The following is a 23,679-nucleotide window of genomic DNA, read 5'->3' on the forward strand; positions in this document are numbered from 1 at the left end:
TCACGCCTCCGCCAACACGAGGGTGTTCTCGCCACTGTCGCGCAAGGTCACCGACCGGCCGCTCGGCTCACTCGACACCTCGGATAGTGCGGCGCCCATGGAGCGCAAGCGGACGACGTCTGCGTCGAAGTCGTCGGTGTAGATCACGACGACGGGCTCGTCACAGCCCCGCGCCTCGGCGTCAGGAAACAGCCAGATCCCGGCGTCGCCTCTGCCGCCGGGGCCCACGTGAACGGCGCGGAATCCCGGGAAGATCTCCTGATCGAACAGCGCCGTGAAGCCGAAAGCAGCGCTGTAGAACGACAACGCCGCGTCGAGGTCAGAAACGCGCACAACGGCTCGTCCCACTCGGTTCATGTTGTTTCTCCTTGTCGGATGGTGGTCTCGGGCTCGGACGCCCCCACGCGTCGCTCTACGGAGGTTCGTGGGAGGCGGTTGTCCTGGAGGTAGGCACGCAAGCGGTCGCGCACGGCCGCGGTGTCGGTCTCGTCGGGCGCCGTGAGCGCGTGCAGCGCGAGCCCGTCGAGGAACGCGTGAAGCCGCGCGGCCGCGCCGTTCAGGGCGTCGGGATCGGCGGTGTCGCCCGCCGACCATGCCAGCACCGCCCGGCAGACGCCGCGGACGTCATCGTGGAGTGCACGTGCATCCGCTCGCAGGCTCTCGTCGGTGACCGAGAGCATGCCGAGCTGAATCTGGGCGACGAGTTCCAGGCGCCGCTCCGCGTCCAGCGGCAGCAACTCCTCGAGCACGCCGACGGCCCGCGCCACTCCCTCACCCTCCACCGCTCGGATCCGGGCTCCGGCACGACTGCGGATCTCGGCCAGACAGAATCGGCGCAGCGCCTCCTGCGTCGGGAACGCTCGCCGGAGAGAGGCGACCGCGAGCCCCGACTCCGCCGCCACGGCGCGAACGCTTACGCCGGCGATGCCGTCGCGCTCCAGCACACGCAGTGCGGCGGCCGCGATCTCCCGCTCGCGCTGCTGCGGGTCGATTCGGACGACCACGATCAGCCCCGATCCCCGACCGCGGCCGCCGGTGCTCGTCGCGGCCACACGGTGTAGCTCACCGCCCAGATGAGATCGACGGCGACGATGATCCCGAGGATCCGCAGATACCCTTCGAGCGCCGCCGTGCGCTCCGGCGCGCCCACGAAGACAACGAGCGCGCCAATGATGCCGGCGGCGATCGCTGCAGCCAGAAGGGTGAGCCCGAGATCTCGCCAGCACGCGCGGGTGTACGCCGCGCCGTAGAGCTTCGGCCGCGGCGGCGCACCGTCGAACCTCCGCGCGAACAGAGCGTCTGCCCACGCGATCATGCGGTGCCCGTAGGCGATGGACACCCCGATATAGAGGGCGGCCAGCCCGTGATGCCACGATGCGGTGCCCCCACCGAGGAGGTCGACCGCGACGAGGATCAGCAGCACCGCGTCGATCACGGGCGCGAGGGCCAGGAGGACCAGTCCCAGTCGGCGCCTGCGCAACAGGTAGCGCGCGGAGAGCCCGGCGAGGATCGCCACCCAGAACGCCACTTCACACGCGATGATCGCGATCAGGATCATGCCGTCCTCCAATTAGTACAAGTGTGCTCAATGGAGCGTACAGGATGCGACCATCAGCCGCGCGCGGCGCTGACGACGCCCCCGCGGGGTGCGGTGCGCCGTCGATAGACTGCGTCCACCGTCAGCGTCGACCCACCCGAATCAGGAGTTCCCATGCGCAAGCGCTGGATCGCGCTCATCGTCGTCGGCGCCGTCCTCCTCCTCGCCGTCGCCGGCGGGTACTGGGCAGGACGCCACCTCTTCCACATGCCCTCGGCGCGCGGCGTCGACTCGGTCGTCGGCGAGCTCAAGGGCACCCGCGTGTTGGGGGTGTTCGCGCATCCGGATGACGAACAGACCGTCAACGGGCTGTTCTGGCGCGCGAAAGACCGGGACGGCGCCTACACGGCGATGATCACGATGACCGCCGGAGAGGCAGGTCACCAGACCCCCGAGGTCGCGCGCCAGAGCGACTTGGGGATCGTACGCACGGCGGAGGCGCTGAAGAACAGCTTCCACCTGGGGGTCGACGAACACGACGTGTGGGACTACCCCGACGGCGGCGTTCCCGACGTGCCGGAGGAGGAGCTCGTCTCGCGAGTCGTCGAGACGCTGCAACGCGTGCAGCCGGACGTCGTCGTCGGCTTCTGGCCGGCGAGCGGCGCGACCGGCCACAAGGACCACATGCAGGTGGGGCGGATCACGGAGCTCGCGATCGCGCGCGTGGCGGCCGAAGGCGGCTCCTACCGCGGTCCGGCGCACCTGGTCTACACGATCAGCCCGACCACGGCCTTGGAGCTGTTCGGCGGCGAGCAGGGGAAGCTCGTCGTGGACAACCAGCCCGACCCCGAGTACGCGATGTCGGCGGAAGTGGGAAGGAAGCACGACGGGTGGCGCATCCACGCGTCACAGGCGGACTATCTGCAGTCGTCCTACGGCCTGCCCGCGTGGCTCGTCTACGCCTTGTGGGATCAGGAGTTCTACCACGTGCGAGACCTGGCGACGGATCCCCTCACGCCGTGACGACGCCGGTGCGCGACGTCAGTCGGCGGCCCCGTAGTGGGCGATCTTCTCATCGAGCACTCCAATGGCCCGCTCCAGCTGGGACATCCGCCGTTGCAGCTCGTTGCGATGGGCGGCGAGGAATGCCACACGGTCGCCCGAGGAGGCCGTCCCGCGCAGGAGCGAGGTGAACTCGCGCAGGTCCGCGATCCCTAGGCCCGCGGTGCGCAGGCAGCTCAGGAGGCCGACCCAGAAGACGTCGTCCTCCGAATAGCGCCGGTGGCCCCCGGCCGCACGTGCGACGGGGCCGAGGAGCTGTTCTTTCTCGTAGTACCTCAATGTGTCGAGCGAGAGCCCCGTCCGCTCCACGACCTCGCCCGGTGTCAGGGTTGCCGTCATCAGGCTCGTCTCCTCCCGTCGGCGCGGCGGCCGATCTGGTGATCCACTCTCTGTCTCTAGCCTGACACCTGGAGCGCGCTCCACGTCACGTTCCGACCGCCGCCTTCATCGTCTCCGGCGCTCGCGTCGGCCGAGCCGCTGTCCGGCCGGGCGACGGAAAGTCCCGTATCGCGCTCACCAGGTGACGGTACGGGCGTAAACCGGACGGGGACCTGACCGACCACCCCTACGATCGCGCACATGACAGGCCTTCCCCGCCGCACCCGAGCCGGCTACGCCCTGGGCGGTGTCGCCTCCGGCACGTATGGAACCGTGCCCGGGCTCATCCTCATGCCCTTCCTCACGGACCTGCTCGGAGTCGAAGCGGTGATCGCCGGCCTCGTCGTGTTCGCCCCCAAAGCGTGGGACTTCTTCCTCAACCCGATCGCCGGCACGCTCAGCGACCGTTCCCGACACCCGTTCGACCGCCGGCGGCCGTTCATCCTCCGGGCCGGGCTCCTGCTGGCGCTGGCCTTCGTCGCGATGTTCTTCGGTCCCACCGCTCCCCCGGTCGCCGGAGCGCTGTGGGTGCTCGTCTTCTCCCTCGCGGCGGCGACGGCCTACGCGTTCTTCCAGGTGCCCTACCTCGCGATGTCCGCCGAGATCACCGATGACTACACCGAGCGCACCCGGCTCGTCACGTGGCGCGTGGTCGTCTTCACTCTGGCGATCCTCGTCTCGGGGGCGACGGCGCCGCTTCTCGTCGAGACGATCGGCGGCGTGGAGGGATACCGCACCATGGCCGGCGTCATGGCGGCACTCATCGTCATCGGCGCCATCGGGGTGTGGTGGTTCACGCGCGGTGTCCCGCTGACACGACATGAGAGCGCGGGCGGACGCCTGCGGGAGCAGTTGCGCGTGGTGCTCTCCGATCACGACGCGCGCTCGCTCGTCACCGCCTTCGTCCTGCAAGCCGTGGCGATCGGCATGGTGCTCTCGGGAGTCGTGTACGCCGCCCGACATGTCGTGCACGAACCGGGGATCGCCACCGTGGCGTTCGTCTGCTTCGTGGGTCCGGCGGTCGTGCTCACTCCGGCGTGGGCGCGTCTCAGTCGCGCGGTGGGGAAGAAGCGTGGGTTCGTCGTGGCGTCGCTCGTGATGCTCGCGGGGTTCGTCGCCCTGCTCTCCGCGGGGAGCGGATCTTCGGTCCCTCTCCTGATCGCCGCGGCGATCATCGGGATCGGCTACGCGGGGGCGCAGCTGTTCCCCCTCGCGATGCTCCCCGACATCGCCGCGGAAGACGCCCGGGTCAGCGGCACCAACCGCATCGGCATGATCTCCGGCGTCTGGTCGGGGTTCGAGCTGCTGGGATACGCGTTCGGCCCCGCCCTCCTGGGGCTCGTCCTGAGCATCGGCGGGTACGTCGCCACCGACGGTGCCGACATCACCCAATCCTCGACGGCGCAGGGCGCCATCATCGTCGGGATATCGGTGATCCCGGCCGCCCTCTGCGCGCTCAGCCTGCTGCCGCTGTCGCGGTACCGCCTCGACGCGATCCTGCGGGCACGATCGGAGTGAGGCTGCCGGTCGCGGGCGGCCGGGTCACCAGCTCGGCGGAACGCGCCCGACAGAACGGCCTTCCTCGTCGAGCAGGTGCCCGTTGCGCTTGCGGGCCCGGAGCACGGTCCATCGGTCGGTCACCTCGACTCCCTCTCCCCACGCCGCCTCGATCGCCGCGAGGGCGGTGAGGCTGCGCGCCCGCACACCCACGTAGAGGGGCGCCGCACCCACGAGGATCCCCACGCGATGGGTCTCGGCCAGGCGCGCCGCGCGTCCTGCGGCCTGTTCGGGGTCGGTCGCACGCGCCCACAGCACGGCGCCGCGCCGGAACCCCGCGGCCGGCATCGCAAGATCACAGCCCACGCGGATCTGTCCCGCCGCGATCGCCCGATCCACCGTGCGGCGGGCGGTCGCCTCAGAGACGCCCAGTTGCGCGGCGATCGCGGCCGCCGGAAGCCGCGGGTCCGCTTCGAGCACCGTGGCCAGTTCGGCGACGACCTCGGGGCGCGGAGGCCGGGGGCGCTCGCCCGGCCGGGTATCGCGCATGAGGCGCTCCTGCGAGCGGGCGAGCGCACGCAGCCGCCATCCCGAGTCCTCCGCGACGATCGCCGCGGCGACGTCCATCCGCCGCACCGCGGCACCGCAGCCTTCGACCTCGCGCATGCGCGCGCTGAGCATCGGCAGTCCGCCGGATGCCGCCACGAGGAGGAGCGCGCCGGCCGAGGTCTCGTCGACGCTCAGCACCCACGGGAGACCAGCCAGCTCGTCGAGGATCGATTCGGCGGTTCCCGGCTCCAAGAGGACCACGGCGACGTCGGTGGACGCCGACCAGCGTTCCGGCGTGGGCCAGGCGGTCAGCCACGCGAGCGACTGCTCCGCCATCGCGTGCCAGTGCCGGGCCACCGTCGTGGCGTCGGCGCCGACCGCCGCGGCGATACGCGTCCACGGGGCACGGCCGTCGATCTGCAGGGCGTGGAGGATCGCGAGATCGAGCTCGCTGAAGCCGTCGGGAGTGCTCACCTGACGAATCATAGGAACAGTCGGTCGGCACATGACGAATATGACCCTCCTTCCACCCTCTCCAATGCCCATCCCTAGTTTCGGAGGATGGAATTGACGGAAGACGCCATCTTCAGCACCATCGAAGATCTCGTGGCGATGGCGCCGCGCGCGACCGGTTCTCCGGGCGGGGAGGCGGCGGCCGCGTATGTGCAGCGGCGCTTCGACGCGGCGGGGCTCACGACCGAGATCCTCGAGGTCCCGTCCTTCGCGTGGCGAGCCGAGGCGAGCGCGCTCCGCGTGGGGGCGGAAGACGTGGCGTGCGCTCCCATCCTCCATTCCGCCCTCCCGGCAGACGACTGGACCGGGAGCGCGGAGCACCGCATCGAGGCGCGCGTCGTCGACATCGGCACCGACCGGGTGTGCCGTCACGATGTCCGCGGCGCGATCGTCCTGTTCGACCTCACGTTCGACATGACCGTGGCCCATTCCCTCCCGCTGACGATGTACCTGCACGACCCGGGGCGGAAGGTCCTGCGTCGCGATGTGCTGCGGGGCCGGAACCCCTATGTCACCTCGCTCGCCCGCACCATGACCGATGCGGCCGCGGGAGGTGCTCGCGCGGTCATCGGTGTGCTCCGCGACTATCCCGACTCGCGGAACTATCACAACGAGTACTACCGCCGCACGCTGTTCACACTGCCCGGAGCGTGGGTGACCCGCGCGGAGGGCGAGCGGCTGCGAGCACTGCTCGCCGCCTCGCCGTCGGCGATGTTGGAGCTCTCCGTGAAGCGGGAGCGCGTCGTGTCGCAGACCGTGATCGGCGTTCTTCCCGGCCGGACGAACGAGACCATCATGGTGCAGTCACACCATGATTCGGTCGGCCCGGGGGCGGTCGAAGATGCATCGGGGACCGCGGAGGTCATCGCACTCGCGGAGCAGGCCGGCGCCGAGGCGGCCCAGGGTCGCGTGCGAGACAAGACGCTCCTGTTCGTGACCTTCGACACCCACTTCACGGGTTATCAGGCGCATCAGGAGTTCGCGCTCCGCTACGTCCTCTCCCCCGACTCCCCCTGGAACATCGTGCTGAACGCGACGATCGAACACATCGGGCTGCGCGCCGTGGAGGGAGCCGACGGCGGGTTCGAGGACACCGGCGAGACGGAGCCCCGCGGGATCTTCCTCAACGTCAATCCGGCTCTCACGGTGCGCATCGCCCGGAAGGTGCGAAGGCACGGACTCCACGGCACCAGCCTCATGGCAGCCGGCGCGCTCGAGTTCTTCGCGGGGGGAATCCCGACCGATGCGTCCTTCATCCTTGTCTCGGGCGTTCCGACGGTGAGCCTCATCTCCGGGCCCCTCTATCTCTACGACGACGCCGACACGATCGACCGCATCGACCGGGCGCAGCTCGTGCCGGTGGCGCGGTTCTTCGCCGACCTCCTGGACGACGTCGACCGGCGACGCGGCGCTACGCTCGGGACGATGCCCGCTCCCCTTCGACGACTCCTCCCCCGTGGCCGATGGTGAGAGTCCGGTTTCCTGCCCGGCGCATCGACGGCACCGTCGGCGAGCAGACCGGGCTCGTGGAGCTGCCGAGCTCGCCGCCTCCGCGCGACGGATACCCGTTCGTCGTCTACGGGCACATGACCACCGGCGGCTCGGCACGATCGGCACCGAGCCTGGGCGATCCCACGCACCCGGAGTGGCGACGCATGTCGCAAGGCGACCTGCTGTGCGGCCTGCTGCGCCGCCGCGGGTTCGCGGTCCTGCGCCCCGACTATGAGGGCCTCGGGAGCAGCGGCCCGCACCCCTATCTGATCGGCTCGTCGCTGGCGGAGTCCGTGCTGGCGATGGTCCGCGCGCGGGCCAACTTCGGCGTGCCGCTGTCGCGTCGATGGCTCGCCGCGGGCCATTCCGAGGGCGCGGTCGCCGCCCTCCACGCGGCGCAACGACACGGCCACGATCCCGGCGACACGGAGCTGGTCGGCGTCGCCGCATTCGCGCCGGTGACCCGGATGGATCTGACGATCGGCGCAATGCGGCGTGTCCGGGCGCGCTTTCCGGGTTCCGGGATCGTGTCGGCGCTGATGGCCCTCATGCTGCAGGGAGCCGCGACGGACGACGCGCGCCTCGCGGAGCTCCTGCGCAGCGAGGGGCTCAGCCCGGCGGCGCGGCGGCTGTGGCCGGCGTTGCAGGAACTCTCGTTGACCGAGCTCGCTGAGCCGTCGTCGTGGGGGTCCCTGGCGCCCGGGAGCATCGGCGGGGCGTCGGGCGAGGAGGTATTCGCCCGGCTGGCGCAGAGCTTCCGCAGGAACGAGGTCGCGAGGCTGGCGGATCTGGCAGTGCCGGTGCGGATCGATGCCGGACTCCTCGACGAGGTCGCGCCCGCGCCGTTGACGCGACGCCTCATCCGCGGGTATCGAGCGGCGGGAATGGACGTGATAGCGCGGTGGTGGCCGACGCACCATTCCGGGGTCATGCGGGAAGAGTTTGCGCCGGAAGAGGCGGCGGCGTGGATCGCGGCGCGGTTCTGAGCGGGCGATCGACGTCACCGGCTAATCGCCGGTAAGGGCTAAGCGGTCGGACGAACGTTGCCGCGAAATCTCGCCAGACCTACTGCTGGGGTACCTGGACTCGAACCAAGAACAACTGAACCAGAATCAGCCGTGTTGCCAATTACACCATACCCCAAGGGTGTGCCACCGAAGTGGCACCGAGGGACGAGTCTACCCGACCGGAGCGGGGCGTCCAAACCCACCGGGCCCCGGGCGTTTCGCCCCGCCGTGGTCGCTCATCGCGCCAGAGCCCAGCCGTCAGCCGAGGTGCTGGACGAGCGCGTCGAGGCGGCGGAGCGACTCGGTCTTGCCCAAGAGCTCCATCGACTCGAACAACGGAGGCGACACGCGACGGCCGCTCACCGCAACGCGCAGCGGCCCGTAGGCGACGCGCGGCTTCAGGCCGAGACCCTCGATGAGCGCCTCCGACAGCGCCTCCTGCACCGCGGCGGCGGTGAAGCCCTGCTCGGGGACGAGCTCCAACGCACCCACCGAGGCCACGAGCACTTCCCCCGCGTTGGCGGGGAGGCCCTTCAGGGCGTCCTCCTCATACACCACGTCGTCGCGGAACAGGAAGCCGAGCAGGCCCGGGGCCTCACCGAGGAGCTGCATGCGCTCCTGGACGAGGGGCGCCGCTGCCGCGAGGATCCGCTCCTGCTCCGGGGTCAGGGTCTCCCCCACGAGCCCTGCGCTGCGCAGATACGGCAGGAGGCGCGCGGCGAAGTCGGCCGGCTGCAGCATGCGGATGTGGTCGCCGTTGATCGACTCCGCCTTCTTCTGGTCGAAGCGGGCCGGGTTCGGGTTGACGTCGACGATGTCGAAGGCCGCGATGAACTCCTCGAGGGAGAACACGTCGCGGTCGGGGGCGATCGACCAGCCGAGGAGCGCCAGGTAGTTGAGCAGCCCCTCGTGGATGAAGCCGCGCTCCCGGTGGAGGAAGAGGTCGGCCTGCGGATCGCGCTTAGAGAGCTTCTTGTTGCCCGTCTCCCCCAGCACGAGCGGCATGTGCCCGAAGCGCGGCACGAAGTCGGTGACGCCGGCGTCGATCAGGGCGCCGTAGAGCGCGAGCTGGCGCGCGGTGGAGGGCATGAGGTCCTCGCCACGGATGACATGGGTGATGCCCATGAGCGCGTCGTCGACGGGGTTGGTGAAGGTGTAGAGCGCCTGTCCGCCCGCGCGCACGACGACGAAGTCGGGGAAGGAACCGGCGGGGAAGGTGACCTCACCCCGGATCAGGTCGACGTAGGTGAGGTCGTGGTCGGGCACGCGCAGGCGCCACGCGGGCTCGCGCCCCTCGGCACGGAACGCCGCCTTCTGCTCGTCGGTGAGATCGCGGTCGTAGTTGTCGTAGCCGAGCTGCTTGGCGCGGCCGGCGGCGTCATTGCGGGCGTCGATCTCCTCGGCCGTCGAGTACGACTCGTACACCGCCCCCGACGCGATCAGCTTCTCGAGCACGCCGGCGTAGATGTCGCGGCGCTGCGACTGGCGGTACGGCGCGTGCGGGCCGCCCTTCTCGACTCCTTCGTCCCAGTCGATCTCGAGCCACGTGAGCGCGTCGACGAGCTGACGGTAGCTCTCCTCGCTGTCGCGCGCGGCGTCGGTGTCCTCCACGCGGAAGATGAGCTTGCCGCCGGTGTGACGCGCGTACGCCCAGTTGTACAGGGCGGTACGGACCATCCCCACGTGCGGAAGGCCCGTCGGCGAGGGGCAGAACCGCACGCGGACGTCGGTTCCGGAGGCGGTGGTGGTGCGGGGATCGATCGCTGCAGACATCCCCGCCAGTCTAGTTGCCGCCGCTGGGCACCTCCGCGGCCGCCAACGCCGCGTTCGTGGCCGCGGCGACCGCCCGCTCCACCCCCCGGAGGACGGTCGCGACAGCCGGAACCCGGTCGGCCCCGTGTGCCGTGACCACGTGGATGAGCCGTTCGTCGCCCGCGAGGAGGGGGCGTGTGACGATACCCGGCAGCGCCGGGAACGACGCGACCCCGAGTGCCGGCAACGTCGCGACGCCGATCCCCTGAGCGACGAGCCCCTCGACGGCGACGACGTTGTCGGTCTCGAATCCGATGCGCGGCGTGAACCCCGCGCGGCCGCACAGCTCCAGGAGGTGGCCGCGGCACCGCGGACAGCCGGCGATCCAGTTCTCCTCCGCCAGGAGTGCGACATCGATGACGTCGCGCCCAGCCACGGGATGATCCTCCGGCACGACGACGAGCAGATCGTCGCGCCCGACCGTCCGCACCGAGAGGCCGCGCGCGCTCGCGCCGTGGGGATCGGCCCGGTCACCGGGGTACGCAAAAGTCACCGCGATGTCGGCACGGTCCTCGCGTACGGCAGCCACGGCCTCCGGCGGCTCCGCCTCGACGTACGTGAGCGAGACTCCCGGATGACGGCGCGCCAGATCTCGCAGCAGCAGCGGCAGGATCGTCGGGGTCGCGGAGGGGAATCCGACGATCCGCACGGTTCCGGCCTCCAACCCGCGCAGCTCTGCAAGCTCGCCGACGGCGGCGTCCAGGGCCGTCGTCACCGAGGGAGCGTGCCGGGCGAGCACGCGTCCCGCCTCGGTCAGGCGGACGCGTCGCCCCACGCGTTCCAGGAGCGGAAGGCCGAGCTTCGCCTCGAGGCGCCTCATCTGCTGGCTGAGCGCGGGCTGGCTGTATCCGAGCAGGTCGGCCGCTCCGGTGAGCGACCCCGTGTCGGCGATCGCCTTGATCACGCGGAGATCGTGGACGTCGAGGGGCGAATCATCGGCCATCCGTACACATAAGCAGGCGTGATGCTTTCTATGCAACACCTGCCGTGGACGAATGATCAGGCGCCCGCCATGCTGGGGCCATGTCGCCCCTCACCGCTCCGCTCGCCTCGGCCACCGCGCCCCGCAGCCTCGCCGAGGTGCGCGCCGAGTTCGTCGACGCGCACGGATACCTCGCGGCGTGCACGGCGGGGCTTCCCACCCTCGGCACGCGGTCCGCGATCATGGGCGACCTGCTCGGCCGCCCCGATCCGCTGCACTACGCCGCGGTCGTCGAGGCCTCCCGCGGCCACTTCGCGCGGCTGGTGGGGGTGTCCGTCGACCGCGTCGCGATCGGGGCCCAGACCTCCGTGTTCGCCGCGCTCCTGGCCGCATCGCTCCCCGATGGGGCGGAGGTCTTGTGTCCCGACGACGAGTTCTCCTCACTGGCCCTCCCCTTCGTCCACGCGGGTCGCGGGATCACCGTCCGCACCGCCCCACTGGCCGACCTCGCCGCAGCGGTGCGCCCGGGCACCGCGTTGGTGGCGTTCTCGCTCGTCCAGTCCGCGTGCGGGTCGGTGGCCGATGCCGAGGCCATCGTGTCGGCCGCACGCGCCGTGGGAGCCCGGACGTTCTGCGACGTGACGCAGGCCGCGGGGTGGATGCCCGTTGTGGCCGACCACTTCGACGCCGTCGTCTGTCACGCCTACAAGTGGCTGTGCGCACCGCGCGGGGTCGCGTTCCTCGCCCTCGGCGCGGAGCTCGCCGCGACCCTTCGGCCCATCCATGCCGGCTGGTACGCGGGCGAAGACCCCTGGGCCTCCTGCTACGGCGTCGATGCGACGCTCGCGAGCGACGCGCGCCGCTTCGACGTCTCCCCCGCCTGGCAGGCCTTCGTCGGCGCGGAGCCGGCACTGCGCCTCTTCGCCGACGCCGACCCCGCCGCCCTCCACGCCTACACGACGGGGCTCGCCCACAGCTTCCGCGAGCGGATCGGACAGGAGGGGCCGCAGGAGAGCGCGATCGTGAGCTGGCCCGACCTGGCCGGACGAGACCTCGCCCGCTTGACCGCCGCCGGGATCGTCGCGTCCGGCCGTAACGGACGTGCGCGCGTGGCCTTCCACGTCTTCAACGATGCGTCGGACGTCGATCGCGCCGCACGCGCGCTGGGCTGCTGACTTCGCCGGATCCCGCTCAGCGGCGGGCGTAGGGCGCAAGCACGACGGTCGCGGCGACGAGGACGAGCGCGACCATCGCGAGCCCGCCGTAGTCGATCGCGCTCAGCAGCACCCCCGCGATCACCGCGCCCACCGCAGCGCTCGAGGTCATGAGCGTATCGCTGAGCCCCTGCCGGCGCGGTCGGCGTAGCGTCTCGGTGCTCTCGGTGAGGAGAGCCGCCCCGGCCACCGTCGCCGCGCTCCAGCCGAGGCCGAGGAGGAAGAGCGCCACGAGCACCGCCATCGGCTCGTTCGGGGCGACGGCCGCCGTCACGAGGGAGGCCGCCAAGATCGCCTGACCGAGGAGCACCGTCGCGATCCGCCCCCATCGGTCGGCGAGCATGCCGAAGACCGGCGAGAGGCCGTACATCCCGAAGACGTGGAGCGCGATGGTCACCCCGACGATGAGCGTCACGTGCTCGGGCGCCAGGTGCGACAAGTGCACCGGCGTCATCGCCATGACCGACGCCATGACCACGTGCGAGGCGGACACCGCGAACATCGCGTAGCGCGCGGCGACGGGCCGATCGACCTCCACGACATGTTCCCGACGCGCTTCGCCCGTGCGCGCCAGCTGCTGCGCCGTCAAGAGCGGGTCGGGCCGAAGCGCGACGAGGTAGAGCACGAGCGCCAGGATCTGCGCGACGATCGAGAACGCGTAGGCACCGGTCAGCGGCGGCATGCCGATGGCGGCACCGAGCGCTTCCCCCGGCGTGAGCATGAGCGGACCGGCGACGCCGCCGACCGTCGTGGCCCACACCACGGTGCCGAGGTCGCGCCCCCGCCGCGAGGTCGTGGCCAGGTCGGTCGCCGCGAACCTCGACTGCAGGTTCCCGGCGTTTCCCGCGCCGATCAGGATCACGCCGAGCAGCAGCAGCGGGAAGACGCGCGCCGCCGCCGCGCTGATCACCACCGCGATCCCGATGAGCGCGAACAGGTTGCCGAGCGTGAGCGCCCGCCGCCGGCCGAAGCGAGCAGCCAGCCGCGACAGCGGAATCGCGCACAGCGCCGCGCCCAGGGTCACGGACGCCGTCGCCCAGCCCGAGAGCGCTTCGTTGCCGGAGATGTCCGACGCCAGGAGCGCGCCGAGCGAGATCGTCGCCCCGAAGGCGATCCCGCCGAGCACCTGACCAACGGCGAGGACACCGACGGTGCGGCGCTGGAGACGGGCGATCGCCTCGGAGTGCTGTTCTGCCGGGGCGGGCGTGGTCACACGTCCGTCCGGCGTGTCGTCGCGATCCGCCGCGGCGGCCTCACGCATTGCGTGCGGTGTTGCGCAGCACGCCGATCCCGCCGATCTCCACCTCGACGGTGTCTCCCGCCTCGAACGGTCCGACGCCGGCGGGGGTGCCGGTGAGGATCACGTCGCCGGGAAGCAGCGTGAACGCGGCCGACGCGTACGCGATGATCTCGGCCACCGAGTGGACCATGTCGGAGAGCGGGCCGTCCTGCCGCACCTCGCCGTTGACGCGCGACACGATGCGAGCCCCGCCGGTGAGGTCGAACTCCGTCTCGATGACCGGTCCGAGCGGGCAGAAGGTGTCGAAGCCCTTCGCGCGCGCCCACTGCCCGTCGGAGCGCTGCAGGTCGCGGGCGGTCACGTCGTTGGCGACGGTGTAGCCGAAGACGCGCCCGAGGGCGTCGTCGACCGACACGTCCTTCGTCACGCGCCCCATGACGACGGCGAGCTCGCCCTCGAAGTCCGTCCGCTCCGACTGACGGGGCCGGACGATCACGTCGCCCGGGCCGATCACCGACGTGTTGGGCTTGAGGAAGAGGAGCGGCTCGGCCGGGGCCTCGCCTCCCATCTCGGCGGCGTGGTCGCGGTAGTTCTTGCCGACGCACACCACCTTCGAACGCGGGATCACCGGGGCCAGCAGCGTGACCTCGGAGACCGGGATCCGCTCCCCCGTCGTGTCGAACCCACTGAACAGCGGATCCCCGGCGAGCACGACGACCTCGCCTTCGTCGATGACCCCGAAACGGATCTTCTCGTCGTGGCTGAAACGCGCGATCTGCATGACTCAGGCGTCCAGACGCAGCAGCCAGCCGTGCGTGTCTTCGGCGCGACCGTACTGGATGTCGGTGAGGTGCTGGCGGAGCTCCAGCGCGAGCGTGCCGGTGGGCTGAGCGTCTTCGAAGCCCTTGCCCTTGAGGGTGCCGATCGGGGCGACGACGGCGGCGGTGCCGCACGCGAACACCTCGACGATGTCTCCGGAGGCCACTCCCTCGCGCCACTCCGACAGCGGCACCCGGCGCTCCTCCACGGCGTGACCGCGGTCGCGGGCCAGCTGCAGGAGGGAGTCGCGCGTGATGCCCTCCAGGATCGAGTCGGACTGCGGGGTGACGAGGGTGCCGTCCTTGTAGACGAAGACGATGTTCATCCCGCCGAGCTCTTCGACGTCGCCGTCCTGATCCAGGAAGACCACCTGGTCGCAGCCCTGCTCGTAGGCCTCGGCCTGGGGCAGGAGGCTCGCCGCGTAGTTGCCGCCGGTCTTGGCTGCGCCCGTTCCGCCCTTGCCGGCCCGCGCGTAGTCCTCGCTGAGCCAGATCGAGACCGGCTTCGCGCCCCCCTTGAAGTAGGCGGCGACGGGGCTGGCGATGAGGTAGTAAGCCACCTTGTTCGCCGGGCGGACGCCGAGGAAGGCCTCCTTGGCGAACATGAAGGGGCGCAGGTACAGGCTCTGGTCGGCCCCTGAGGGAACCCAGTCACCGTCGACGGCGATCAGCTCCCGCAGGGACTGGATGAAGTACTCGACGGGCAGCTCCGGGAGGGCCAGCCGGCGGGCGCTGCGCTGCAGGCGCCGCCCGTTCTGGTCGGGACGGAACGTGTGGATCGAGCCGTCGGCATGCCGGTAAGCCTTGATGCCCTCGAAGATCTCCTGACCGTAGTGGAGCACCGCGGCCGCGGGGTCGAGCGAGATGGGGCCGTAGGGCTGCACGCGGGGACGGTGCCATCCGCCGCGCGCCGACCAGCAGATGTCGACCATGTGATCGGTGAAGGTGGTGCCGAAGACCGGATCGCGCAGCAGCTCTTCCCGGGCGGCGGGCGAGACCGCGGCCAGGTTCTTGGTGACGGCGAACTCGAGCGGAGCGAGCGCGTTCTCGGAGTCGATGAGAGTCATGTGGATGTCCTGTTCCATGCGCGAGGTCGACGGGCGTCGGCAGGTGAGTCCAGGTTACGCCTGGAGCCGCGCGACGATCGCGTCGCCGATCTGGGCGGTCGTTCGAGCGTCCGACCCCCGCGTCGCGATGTCGTCCTCCACCGCGCGGGTGACGCGGAGGGCCAGGTCTGCCAGCCCGAGGTGGTCGAGCAGGAGCGAGACGGAGAGGATCGCGGCCGTGGGGTCGGCCTTCTGCTGTCCTGCGATGTCGGGCGCCGAGCCGTGCACGGGTTCGAACATCGAGGGGAAGGCGCCGTCGGGGTTGATGTTCCCCGAAGCGGCGAGACCGATGCCTCCGGTGACTGCACCGGCCAAATCCGTGAGGATGTCGCCGAAGAGGTTGTCGGTGACGATCACATCGAAACGGCTCGGGTTCGTGACCAGGAAGATGGTTGCCGCGTCGACGTGCAGATAGTCTACGGCCACGTCGGGGTACTCAGACGCCAGCGCGTCGACGATCCGCTTCCACATCCCGCCGGCGTGCACGAGCACATTGGTCTTGTGGACGAGCGTCAACCGGCCCCGTCGGCGCTGCGCCTGCGCGAAGGCGAACCGGACGACGCGCTCGATCCCGAACGCCGTGTTGACGCTCGTCTCGTTCGCCACCTCGTGCGGCGTGCCGACCCGGATCGCGCCGCCGTTGCCGACGTACGGTCCTTCCGTGCCTTCGCGCACGACGACGAAGTCCACCTCACCCGGGTCACGCAGCGGTCCGGGGACTCCGGGGTACAGCGTGGACGGCCGCAGGTTGACGTAGTGGTCGAGCTCGAACCGCAGCTTCAGGAGCAACCCGCGCTCGATGTTGGCGTGGGCGAGGCGGGGATCGCCGGGAACCCCGCCGACGGCTCCGAGGAGGATCGCGTCGTGACCCTTGATCGCCTGCAGGTCGTCCTCGGTGAGGGTGTCACCGGTCTCCAGATAGCGTCCCGCCCCGAGCGAGAACCGCGTGCTGGCGATGTCGACGCCGGTGCCGGAGGTGACTGCCGCCAACACCTTCTCCGCCTCGGTGACGACCTCGGGGCCGATCCCGTCGCCGGGAATGACGGCCAGTCGGATGGTGCGTGCGGCAGCGCTCGACATTGCTCTCCTCGTGAGGGGTGAAGGGGCCCCGCGGACACCCCAGGAGCGACGCCGCCGGCGTCAGTGCTCCGCGCGGGTGCTGCGGGTGCCTCCCAGCGTAGTGGCCGCGATGACGGCGGCGATCGCGACGAGCACGGCGCCGATGACGGCGGTGGTCCCGACGCCCGCGTCGAAGGCATGGGCCGCCGCGGTGCGCAGCTCGGCGGCGACCTCGGCCGGCAGCTGGCTCGAGACCGCAACAGCGCCCGCGAGGGTCTCCCGGGCTGCGTCCGCGGCGTGCGCCGGGAGCCCGTCGGGCAGCACGAGGCCGCTGCGATACGCCGCAGCGAGGATGCCACCGAGCACGGCGGTGCCGAGCACGGCGCCCACCTCGTACGCGGTCTCCGAGACGGCGCTGGCGGCCCCCGCCTTCGCGGGTGGCGCACTGGCGAGAACGAGGTCGTTCGACACGGTCTCGGCCGCACCGATCCCGACGCCCAGCAGGATGAAGGCCCCGACGAGCATCGCCAGCGCTCCTCCGCCCACCGCCGCGGGCACCAGGAGGTACGCCGTCACGGAGAACAGCAGCGCGACGGGCACCACGATGCGCGGGGCGACGCGCCGTGAGATCGGCACGACGAGCAGCCCCGCCACGATCATCGCCACCATGCCGGGAACGAGCGCGAGGCCCGCCTGCATCGGCGGCAGGCCGACGATCAGCTGCAGGTGCTGCGCGACGAAGTAGAGGAATCCGACGAGCGCGATGACGCTCAGGAGGTTCACCAGGAGCGCGCCGCTGAAGGTCCCCTGGCGGAAGAGGCGCATGTCGAGCATCGGCGCCGCCGAGCTCAGCTGGCGCCGGACGAAGACGACGCCGAACGCGAGCCCGACTACCACCAGCACGACGGGGAGCACCCCGAGGCCGTGCACGGCGAACTCCTTGATCGCGTAGACGATCGGCACCATCGTCAGCATCGACAGCAGGATGCTGACCGGATCGATGCGGCCCGGCTTCGGGTCCCGGCTCTCCGGCACGAGGATCGGGGCGAACACCAGGAGCGGCAGGAGCACGGGAACCGAGAGGAGGAACACCGAGCCCCACGCGAAGTGCTCCAGCAGGAGGCCGCCGACGATCGGACCGAGCGCGGCCCCCGCCGAGAACATCGAGGCCCAGACCGCGATCGCCAGCCGCCGTTGGTCGCGGTCGGTGAAGATGCTGCGCAGGAGCGAGAGGGTCGACGGCATGAGCATCGCCCCGAACACACCCATCCCCGCCCGCGCGGCGATGAGCCAGCCCGCCGTCGGCGCGAACGCGGCGAGCACGGAGACGGCCGCGAACCCCACCCCGCCGATGAGGAGGAGTCGCCGGCGACCGTACCGGTCACCGAGCGTTCCCATGGTCACGAGCAACCCCGCGAGCACGAGCGGATACGCGTCGATGATCCAGAGTTGCTCGGCGCTGCTGGGCTGCAGCTGGAGAGCGATGTCGGGCAGCGCGAAGCTCAGCACGGTGTTGTCGACCGAGACGAGCAGCACCGGGAGCATGAGGGCGACCAGGGCCGCCCAGCCGCGCCAGCCGACGCGCTTTCCTTGCGCGTCGGCGATGGCGATTTCTTCTGTAAGAGTCATAGTTCCTATACCGTCCAGCCGGTATAGTATCAGAAGCAGAACGTCGGACGCTTCCCTTCGGGGTGGCTACGATCGGAAGACATGAGCAGACCTCCCCTCGCCCGCGAACGCGTCCTCGACGCGTACGAAGCCCTGCTCATCGCCGAGGGTGAACGGGGCGCGACGATGGACGCGATCGCCCGCCACGCCGGGGTCTCCAAGGGCGGTCTGCTCTACCACTTCGCGTCGAAGGAAGCCCTGGAAGCAGCCCTCCTCGCCCGCACCGAGGCCCTCGCCGAAGAGGACGTCGCGCTGATCCGGACCGATGCCGCCGGCCCGGTGGCCGCGTTCATGCGCTCCTCCGTGCTGAACGACTCGCCGGTCGATCGTGCGCTCATCGCCGCCACCAAGCTCGCCCAGAGCGGGAACGCCGACGCCGCCCTGGCCCTCCGCCGCGTGCGACAGCAGTGGGAGGACGTCCTGCGCCCGCACACCCGAGACGAGACCGCCCTCCAGCTCGTGATGCTCGTGAGCGACGGCCTCTACTTCAACAACGCGATCGACGACGCCGTCGTCCAGGGACCGGTCCCCCAGGGGGCGGAGATGGACGCCCTGATCGCGCTCGTCGAGTCGGCGACCCGCGGCTGACCCGCCGCTGAGCCGGAAGCCCTCCCGGCCGCGAGGTTCAGGACTCGGTGATCTCGATCTGGCGGAAGAGGTCGGCCTGGATCGCCGAGCGGACCTCGTCGAGCAGTTCGTCCGCGACGGGCGAGTCGACCGTCAGCACCGACAGCGCCTGCCCGCCCGCCTGGCGACGAGCGATCTGCATGCCGGCGATGTTGATCCCCGCTTCGCCGAACTTCTGGCCGTAGACGGCCACGATTCCCGGACGATCCGTGTAGAGCATCACGATGTGGTGCTTCTCGATGGGAAGCTCCAGCGGGTGGTCGTTGATGCCCACGAGCTTCTCGGTCTGCTTCGTGCCGGTGAGGGTGCCCGAGACCGACAGCTGCGATCCGTCGGAGAGCGCGCCCCGCAGCGTGATGACGTTGCGGTACTCCTCGGACTGGTCGTCGACGAGAAGCCGCGACTCGATCCCGCGCTGCTCGGCGAGGAGCGGCGCGTTGACGTACGAGACGGTCTCGCTCACGATGTTCGTGAACACGCCCTTGAGGGCCGCCAGCTTGAGGACCTTGACGTCGTACTGGTTGAGGTCGCCGTGGACCTCCACGTCGAGGCTCGTCAACGGGGAGTGCGCGAGCGCCGAGAAGATCTGTCCGAGCTTCTCCACGAGCGGGATGCCGGGCCGGACGTAGGGGTCGATGACGCCGCCCGCGACGTTCACCGCGTCGGGGACGAGCTCGCCGCCGAGGGCGAGGCGCACCGACTTGGCGACCGAGACGCCGGCCTTCTCCTGTGCCTCGTCGGTCGACGCGCCCAGGTGCGGCGTGACGAGGACGTTCGGGAGGTCGAGGAGCGCATGAGCGGTCCCGCCCGCCGCGGGCGGCTCGCTCGTGAAGACGTCGAGTCCCGCGCCGGCGATCTCCCCGTCGATGAGGGCCACCCGGAGGGCCTCCTCGTCGATGAGCCCGCCGCGGGCGACGTTGACGATGTAGGCGGTCGGCTTCATGAGGGTGAACTGCGCCGTGGAGATCATCCCCGTGGTCTCCGGCGTCTTCGGCATGTGGATCGTCACGAAGTCGCTCTGCTGCAGGAGCTCATCGAGCGACACCAGCTGTACGCCGAGCTGCTGCGCCCGCGCGCTCGTGACATAGGGGTCGTAGGCGACGACGTTCATCCCGAAGGCCTGCAGTCGGGCGGCGATGAGGGCACCGATGCGGCCGAGGCCGATGATCCCGAGCGTCTTCTCGAACAGCTCGACGCCGGTGTAGGCGCTCCGCTTCCACTGTCCCGCGGCCAACGAGGCGTGCGCGGCGGGGATGCGACGTGCGAGACCCAGGATGTGGGCCACCGTCAGCTCGGCGGCGGAGACGATGTTCGAGGTCGGCGCGTTGACGACCATGACACCCGCGGTCGTCGCCGCCTTGATGTCGACGTTGTCGAGGCCGACCCCGGCGCGCGCGATGACCTTCAGCCGCGGGGCTGCGGCGATCGCCTCGGCATCCATCTTCGTCGCCGACCGGATGAGCACGGCATCGGCGTCCGAGAGGGCCGGAAGCAGGACGGAGCGGTCGGCGCCGTCGACGTGGCGAATCTCGAAGTCGGGCCCGAGGGCGTCGATCGTGGCGGGAGAGAGTTCTTCGGCGATGAGCACGACGGGCTTGGACACGCTGGGCAACCTTCAGGGGCGTCGCGAGAGCGAGGAGCGGTGATGGAATGCCGCGCCGCACACCGTCGGGGCGTGGCAGGGCCAGCCTACCGGGCCGCGGCGCGCGCCGATGACCGTGTGACGCCGTGGCAAAGCGGGGGCACCCGCCGGGGCTGAGCGCTCAGGTGTCGGCGGCGGCGCGTCGCAGCCACTGTTCCACCCCGGCCACGTGCGCGGTCGCGAGCGAGGTCGCCAGCTCCACGTCTCCCGCGGCGATGGCGTCCACGATCGCCCGATGCTCGTGGAGAGTGCGCTCCACCGCGCCGTCCTGCGTCAGCCCGCGCCACACCCGCGCCCGCACGGTATGACTCGTGAGGCTCTCGACGAGGCTTGCGAGGTAGCGGTTGCCGCCGAGCGCGACGATCGCCCCGTGGAAGCGCACATCGTGTTCGACGAGAGTCTCGATGTCGGTGTCGCGCGCGACCGCCTGCAACTCCGCCTCGAGCGCGGCGACATCCTCGGGCTCTGCCCGCTGGGCGGCGGCACCCGTCGCCTGGGCCTCGAGGATCCGGCGCACCTGAAAGATCTCCAGCAGCGATGCATCGTCATGCATGTCGACGACGAACGAGATCGCCTCCAGCAGTAGTCGCGGTTCGAGGCTCGTGACGTAGGTGCCATCGCCGCGCCGCACGTCCAGCACGCGGATGACCTCGAGTGCCTTGACCGCCTCGCGCATCGAGTTGCGCGACAGCCCCAACCGCTCGGACAGCTCCTTCTCGGGGGGCAGCCGGTCTCCCGGAGCGAGCTCGCCCGACACGATCATCGCCTTGATCTTCTCGATCGCCTCATCGGTCACCGCCATGGCGTTCATCGTAGGGACAGGCCAGACATCCCACCTCCCGGCTCGCCGAGGCTCATCGGGAAGAATGGACGGGTGCGTATTCTCGACAGCCACCTGCATCTCTGGGATCCGGCGGCGCTCCCCTACACGTGGCTGGAGGGAAGACTCCTCCGACGTTTCGGACCCGAAGACTACCGACGCGCCCTCGACGAAACGGCGGCGACGGACGGCGTCGCGAGGCCCGTCGCCCGCTCCGCCGTGTTCGTGCAGGCGGAGAGCGCCCCGCACCGCAGCCTCGACGAGGTGGACTTCGCCACGGCAGCCGCTGTCGAGGCGGGCATCGTCGGAATCGTCGCGCGCGCCGCCATCGAGCGCGGCGACGCGGTGGGAGACGAACTCGACGCGCTCGCCAGCCGCCCCCTCGTCGTGGGAGTGCGACGGCTCATCCAGGACGAGCCCCCGGGATTCGCGCACTCCGATGCGTTCGTCGCGGGAGCGCGTCACGTCGCCCGCCGCGGGCTGACCTTCGACGCGTGCGTCCGGTGGCACCAGCTCGACGAGGTGAGCGAGCTCGCCGTCCGGGTTCCCGACCTGCCGATCGTCGTCGATCACCTGGGCAAGCCGCCGCTCGGCTCCGCCCCGCAGGACGTCGAGGCGCGCCTCGCGTGGGAGCGTGCGCTCCGACGGGTCGCCGCCCACCCGCAGGTGCGGTGCAAGCTCTCCGGCCTCCCCGCGGAGTCCGGCGCCGACACCGCCCCGGGCGCGTGGGAGCACGCCCTCGATGTGGCGCTGGACGCCTTCGGCCCCGACAGGCTCCTCTTCGGCGGGGACTGGCCCGTCTCGTGGCCCCACGCCGCGTGGGAGCGCGCTGTGCGGACGTGGGCGGAGGGCCGGGTTCCGGACGCTCTTCCGGCGATCCTGGCGGCGAACGCGGAGCGCTTCTACGACGTGTCGATCAGCGACTCCCCCGCCGGGTCCTGAGGGCGGAACCCGTCACAGCGCGCCGCTGACCTCGGAGGCGGGGAAGGCTACTGCGGGCGCAGCCGCAGGCGCGCCATCCCGCCGTCGACCTCGATGAAGGTGCCGGTCGTGGATCCCGCGTGGGGACCGACGAGATAGCGCACCGCAGCGGCGACCTCCTCGGCCGTCACCAAGCGCCCGTGCGGCTGGCGCTGCTCCAGCGCGGCGCGTTCGGCATGCGGGTCGGACGCCGAGGCGAGGAGCCTTCCGACCCAGGGAGTGTCGGCCGTCCCGGGATTGACCGCATTGACGCGGATGCCCTCGCGGAGGTGGTCGGCAGCCATCGCCCGCGTGAGAGAGAGCACCGCGCCCTTCGACGCGCTGTAGAGCGCCCGATCGGGAAGACCGACCGTCGCGGCGATCGACGCGATGTTGCACACCGCGGCGTGCGAAGACCGTCGCAGCCACGGAAGCGCCGCAGAGGTGACGCGCGCCATGCCGGTGACGTTCACCGAGAGCACGCGGGCCCACTCGTCGTCATCGACGGTCTCGATGCTGCCCTGGGCGCCGATCCCGGCGTTGTTCACGAGGATGTCGATGCCGCCGGACTCCGCCGCCACGGCCGCGATGGCGACCTCGATGCTCGCCCGGTCTGTGACATCCGCGGCGTAGGCATCGCATTCTGGCGCGGCGCCCTCGACCGATCGGTCCAGCACCGCCACCCGCGCCCCGGCGTCGACCAGCTCGGCGGCGATCGCCGCGCCGATGCCGGAGGCTCCGCCGGTCACCACCGCGATCCTGCCCTGCAGTTCATCGGACATCTGCCTGCTCCTTCCATGAGCGGAACGTCTGACGGCCCCAGCCGAGGCCTTCCACCTCGACCTCGACCACATCGCCGTCGGCCAGATAGGGGAAGCGTCCCGAGAGGGCGACCCCCTCCGGCGTCCCGGTGAGCACGAGGTCCCCGGGGTCGAGGGTCAGATACTGCGAGAGGTGCCAGACGATGTACTCCGGGGAGAAGATCATGTCCGCCGTCGTGGAGTCCTGGCGCATGTCGCCGTTGACAAAGCTGCGGAGTCGGAGGCCCCCCGGCTCCACCTCGTCTCCGGTCACGAGCCACGGCCCGGTGGGGGTGAAGCCCGGGGCGCACTTGCCCTTCGACCACTGGCCGCCCGAGACCGTCAACTGGAAGTCACGCTCGGAGACGTCGTTCGCCGTCACGTAGCCGGCGATGTGAGCAGCCGCGTTCGCCGGCGCATCGAGATAGGAGGCCGTGCGACCGATCACGATGCCGAGCTCCACCTCCCAGTCCGTCTTTGACGAGCCGCGCGGGATGACCACCTCGTCGAAGGGTCCGACGACGGTGTTGGGTGCCTTGAGGAACATCACCGGAAGCTCCGGCGGCGCCGATCCCGACTCCGCGGCATGAGCCGCATAGTTCATGCCGATGCAGATCACCGCGCCGGGGCGGGCGATCGGCGCCCCCACGCGAAGCTCCCCTGCCTCCGGCAGCGGCGGCAGCACGCCGCGGTCGAGCGCATCTGCGGTCCGGCCGACCGGATCATCCGCAAGGAACGCTCCCGTAACATCGGAGGTCAGCGGCCGGAGGTCATAGTGCGTTCCGTCGACGACAACGGTCGGGACCTCCTGTCCGAGCGGTCCTAGTCGGGCAAATCGCATGCTTCTCCTCACGTCCGGGCCGGCAACTCCACCGGGTGCGGCGCCCGAGACGACGCCAGTTGACAGTATAAACATCGGATGTTTACTGTGGGAAGCCACAACCCGCCGGACGACCC

General features: G+C 70.7%; 23 protein-coding genes and 1 tRNA gene. 7 read left to right on the forward strand and 17 right to left on the reverse strand.

Annotated features, from left to right (window positions below):
- The 3 genes from AVP41_RS03245 to AVP41_RS03255 are packed head-to-tail and all read right to left on the reverse strand — an operon-like array spanning position 1 to position 1,558.
- On the reverse strand, positions 1–357 hold the full coding sequence (locus tag AVP41_RS03245; protein ID WP_157532370.1) for a VOC family protein: 357 nt from the start codon (positions 355–357) through the stop codon (positions 1–3).
- On the reverse strand, positions 354–1,052 hold the full coding sequence (locus tag AVP41_RS03250; RefSeq protein WP_231902647.1) for a TetR/AcrR family transcriptional regulator: 699 nt from the start codon (positions 1,050–1,052) through the stop codon (positions 354–356). The genes AVP41_RS03245 and AVP41_RS03250 overlap by 4 nt, the downstream gene beginning before the upstream one ends.
- A complete protein-coding gene (locus AVP41_RS03255) occupies positions 1,007–1,558 on the reverse strand; it encodes a hypothetical protein (RefSeq protein WP_067160673.1) in 552 nt (183 codons plus the stop codon). The genes AVP41_RS03250 and AVP41_RS03255 overlap by 46 nt, the downstream gene beginning before the upstream one ends.
- 153 nt (positions 1,559–1,711) lie before the next feature.
- Here AVP41_RS03255 and AVP41_RS03260 point away from each other — a divergent pair, with 153 nt between their 5' ends.
- Positions 1,712–2,560 carry a PIG-L deacetylase family protein gene (locus tag AVP41_RS03260; protein WP_067160676.1) on the forward strand — a complete coding sequence of 283 codons (849 nt, stop codon included), beginning with the start codon at positions 1,712–1,714 and terminating at the stop codon, positions 2,558–2,560.
- An 18-nt stretch (positions 2,561–2,578) separates the two neighbouring features.
- On the opposite strand, the gene AVP41_RS03265 is transcribed toward AVP41_RS03260, so the two are convergent.
- Positions 2,579–2,938 carry a MerR family transcriptional regulator gene (locus tag AVP41_RS03265; protein ID WP_067160679.1) on the reverse strand — a complete coding sequence of 120 codons (360 nt, stop codon included), beginning with the start codon at positions 2,936–2,938 and terminating at the stop codon, positions 2,579–2,581.
- Positions 2,939–3,178: 240 nt separating this feature from the next.
- Between AVP41_RS03265 and AVP41_RS03270 the strand changes: the two genes are divergently transcribed.
- Positions 3,179–4,495 carry an MFS transporter gene (locus AVP41_RS03270; RefSeq protein WP_067160682.1) on the forward strand — a complete coding sequence of 439 codons (1,317 nt, stop codon included), beginning with the start codon at positions 3,179–3,181 and terminating at the stop codon, positions 4,493–4,495.
- 24 nt (positions 4,496–4,519) lie between these two features.
- Here AVP41_RS03270 and AVP41_RS03275 read toward each other — a convergent pair whose 3' ends face one another.
- On the reverse strand, positions 4,520–5,497 hold the full coding sequence (locus AVP41_RS03275) for an AsnC family transcriptional regulator (protein ID WP_197464240.1): 978 nt from the start codon (positions 5,495–5,497) through the stop codon (positions 4,520–4,522).
- Between the two features lie 87 nt (positions 5,498–5,584).
- Between AVP41_RS03275 and AVP41_RS03280 the strand changes: the two genes are divergently transcribed.
- A complete protein-coding gene (locus tag AVP41_RS03280) occupies positions 5,585–7,006 on the forward strand; it encodes a M28 family peptidase (RefSeq protein ID WP_157532371.1) in 1,422 nt (473 codons plus the stop codon).
- Positions 7,000–8,013, forward strand: coding sequence for a lipase family protein (locus AVP41_RS03285; RefSeq protein WP_067160690.1), 1,014 nt, complete (start codon positions 7,000–7,002; stop codon positions 8,011–8,013). Before AVP41_RS03280 ends, AVP41_RS03285 begins: the two co-directional genes overlap by 7 nt.
- 85 nt (positions 8,014–8,098) lie before the next feature.
- Here the strand turns inward: AVP41_RS03285 and AVP41_RS03290 are convergent.
- The 3 genes from AVP41_RS03290 to AVP41_RS03300 form a co-directional block, all read right to left on the reverse strand.
- A tRNA-Gln gene (locus AVP41_RS03290) sits at positions 8,099–8,170 on the reverse strand.
- Between the two features lie 122 nt (positions 8,171–8,292).
- The gene (gene gltX, locus AVP41_RS03295; protein WP_067160693.1) at positions 8,293–9,807 is read right to left on the reverse strand and encodes a glutamate--tRNA ligase; all 1,515 of its coding nucleotides are present in this window, start codon (positions 9,805–9,807) and stop codon (positions 8,293–8,295) included.
- Positions 9,808–9,817: 10 nt separating this feature from the next.
- Positions 9,818–10,789: a LysR family transcriptional regulator gene (locus AVP41_RS03300; protein ID WP_067160695.1), complete on the reverse strand. Its 972-nt coding sequence runs from the start codon at positions 10,787–10,789 to the stop codon at positions 9,818–9,820.
- An 80-nt stretch (positions 10,790–10,869) separates the two neighbouring features.
- On the opposite strand from AVP41_RS03300, the gene AVP41_RS03305 reads away from it, so the two are divergent.
- Positions 10,870–11,943, forward strand: coding sequence for an aminotransferase class V-fold PLP-dependent enzyme (locus AVP41_RS03305; protein WP_067160698.1), 1,074 nt, complete (start codon positions 10,870–10,872; stop codon positions 11,941–11,943).
- Between the two features lie 16 nt (positions 11,944–11,959).
- On the opposite strand, the gene AVP41_RS03310 is transcribed toward AVP41_RS03305, so the two are convergent.
- From AVP41_RS03310 to AVP41_RS03330, 5 genes are read right to left on the reverse strand one after another with little or no spacing between them, the layout of a single operon-like run.
- Positions 11,960–13,243, reverse strand: a complete 1,284-nt coding sequence (locus AVP41_RS03310) for an MFS transporter (RefSeq protein ID WP_082828991.1) — start codon at positions 13,241–13,243, stop codon at positions 11,960–11,962.
- On the reverse strand, positions 13,236–14,003 hold the full coding sequence (locus tag AVP41_RS03315; protein WP_067160701.1) for a fumarylacetoacetate hydrolase family protein: 768 nt from the start codon (positions 14,001–14,003) through the stop codon (positions 13,236–13,238). Before AVP41_RS03315 ends, AVP41_RS03310 begins: the two co-directional genes overlap by 8 nt.
- Positions 14,004–14,006: 3 nt before the next feature.
- Positions 14,007–15,107: a branched-chain amino acid aminotransferase gene (locus tag AVP41_RS03320; protein ID WP_067162735.1), complete on the reverse strand. Its 1,101-nt coding sequence runs from the start codon at positions 15,105–15,107 to the stop codon at positions 14,007–14,009.
- Positions 15,108–15,161: 54 nt separating this feature from the next.
- Positions 15,162–16,226, reverse strand: coding sequence for a 3-isopropylmalate dehydrogenase (locus AVP41_RS03325; protein ID WP_067160704.1), 1,065 nt, complete (start codon positions 16,224–16,226; stop codon positions 15,162–15,164).
- A gap of 60 nt (positions 16,227–16,286) precedes the next feature.
- On the reverse strand, positions 16,287–17,834 hold the full coding sequence (locus AVP41_RS03330) for an MFS transporter (protein ID WP_067160708.1): 1,548 nt from the start codon (positions 17,832–17,834) through the stop codon (positions 16,287–16,289).
- Positions 17,835–17,915: 81 nt separating this feature from the next.
- Between AVP41_RS03330 and AVP41_RS03335 the strand changes: the two genes are divergently transcribed.
- Positions 17,916–18,461 carry a TetR/AcrR family transcriptional regulator gene (locus tag AVP41_RS03335; RefSeq protein WP_067160711.1) on the forward strand — a complete coding sequence of 182 codons (546 nt, stop codon included), beginning with the start codon at positions 17,916–17,918 and terminating at the stop codon, positions 18,459–18,461.
- Between the two features lie 37 nt (positions 18,462–18,498).
- Here AVP41_RS03335 and serA read toward each other — a convergent pair whose 3' ends face one another.
- A complete protein-coding gene (gene serA / locus AVP41_RS03340; RefSeq protein WP_067160714.1) occupies positions 18,499–20,103 on the reverse strand; it encodes a phosphoglycerate dehydrogenase in 1,605 nt (534 codons plus the stop codon).
- A 160-nt stretch (positions 20,104–20,263) separates the two neighbouring features.
- Complete coding sequence (locus AVP41_RS03345; RefSeq protein WP_067160718.1) at positions 20,264–20,944, reverse strand: FadR/GntR family transcriptional regulator; 681 nt, start codon at positions 20,942–20,944, stop codon at positions 20,264–20,266.
- A gap of 72 nt (positions 20,945–21,016) precedes the next feature.
- On the opposite strand from AVP41_RS03345, the gene AVP41_RS03350 reads away from it, so the two are divergent.
- The gene (locus AVP41_RS03350) at positions 21,017–21,904 is read left to right on the forward strand and encodes an amidohydrolase family protein (RefSeq protein ID WP_067160722.1); all 888 of its coding nucleotides are present in this window, start codon (positions 21,017–21,019) and stop codon (positions 21,902–21,904) included.
- Between the two features lie 47 nt (positions 21,905–21,951).
- On the opposite strand, the gene AVP41_RS03355 is transcribed toward AVP41_RS03350, so the two are convergent.
- Together AVP41_RS03355 and AVP41_RS03360 are read right to left on the reverse strand one after the other, a co-directional pair.
- Positions 21,952–22,704, reverse strand: coding sequence for an SDR family NAD(P)-dependent oxidoreductase (locus AVP41_RS03355; RefSeq protein WP_067160725.1), 753 nt, complete (start codon positions 22,702–22,704; stop codon positions 21,952–21,954).
- Complete coding sequence (locus AVP41_RS03360; protein WP_067160728.1) at positions 22,694–23,563, reverse strand: fumarylacetoacetate hydrolase family protein; 870 nt, start codon at positions 23,561–23,563, stop codon at positions 22,694–22,696. The genes AVP41_RS03355 and AVP41_RS03360 overlap by 11 nt, the downstream gene beginning before the upstream one ends.
- Positions 23,564–23,679: the final 116 nt, after the last annotated feature.

Source organism: Microbacterium sp. TNHR37B (genome assembly GCF_001620065.1).
GTDB lineage: Bacteria > Actinomycetota > Actinomycetes > Actinomycetales > Microbacteriaceae > Microbacterium.